Raw genomic sequence first — 658 nt, forward strand, 5'->3', positions numbered from 1 at the left:
CGCGCCCGAGAGGAGTCGAACCCCTAACCTCTTGATCCGTAGTCAAACGCTCTATCCAATTGAGCTACGGGCGCATATGGTGCCGAGGGCGGGGGTCGAACCCGCACGGTGGTCACCCACCGCAGGATTTTAAGTCCTGTGCGTCTGCCTGTTCCGCCACCCCGGCATGTCATATTGAAAATTGGAGCGGAAGACGGGATTCGAACCCGCGACCCCAACCTTGGCAAGGTTGTATTCTACCACTGAACTACTTCCGCAAGACATGTATGAGTTATTTTATTAAAAGTGCGGGTGAAGGGAGTCGAACCCCCACGCCAAAGGCGCTAGATCCTAAGTCTAGTGCGTCTGCCAATTCCGCCACACCCGCATATTCCATTAAAATGGTGAGCCATGAAGGACTCGAACCTTCGACCCTCTGATTAAAAGTCAGATGCTCTACCAACTGAGCTAATGGCTCTTACAATAAAAACTGGTGCCGACTAGAGGACTTGAACCCCCAACCTACTGATTACAAGTCAGTTGCTCTACCAATTGAGCTAAGTCGGCTAAATGGTGGAGGATGACGGGATCGAACCGCCGACCCCCTGCTTGTAAGGCAGGTGCTCTCCCAGCTGAGCTAATCCTCGATTTTGCCTGGCAACGTCCTACTCTCACAGGG

At 52.9% G+C, this 658-nt stretch carries 6 tRNA genes; all 6 read right to left on the minus strand.

Annotated features, from left to right (window positions below):
- A tRNA-Arg gene (locus COL05_RS30575) sits at positions 1-74 on the minus strand.
- 3 nt (positions 75-77) lie between these two features.
- Positions 78-166, minus strand: a tRNA-Leu gene (locus COL05_RS30580).
- A gap of 16 nt (positions 167-182) precedes the next feature.
- A tRNA-Gly gene (locus COL05_RS30585) sits at positions 183-257 on the minus strand.
- A 29-nt stretch (positions 258-286) separates the two neighbouring features.
- A tRNA-Leu gene (locus COL05_RS30590) sits at positions 287-367 on the minus strand.
- A 14-nt stretch (positions 368-381) separates the two neighbouring features.
- Positions 382-457: transfer RNA gene (locus tag COL05_RS30595), tRNA-Lys, on the minus strand.
- 13 nt (positions 458-470) lie between these two features.
- Positions 471-546, minus strand: a tRNA-Thr gene (locus COL05_RS30600).
- Positions 547-658: the final 112 nt, after the last annotated feature.

Origin of the sequence: Bacillus sp. AFS059628, assembly GCF_002571225.1 — a bacterium.
GTDB lineage: Bacteria > Bacillota > Bacilli > Bacillales > Bacillaceae_G > Bacillus_A.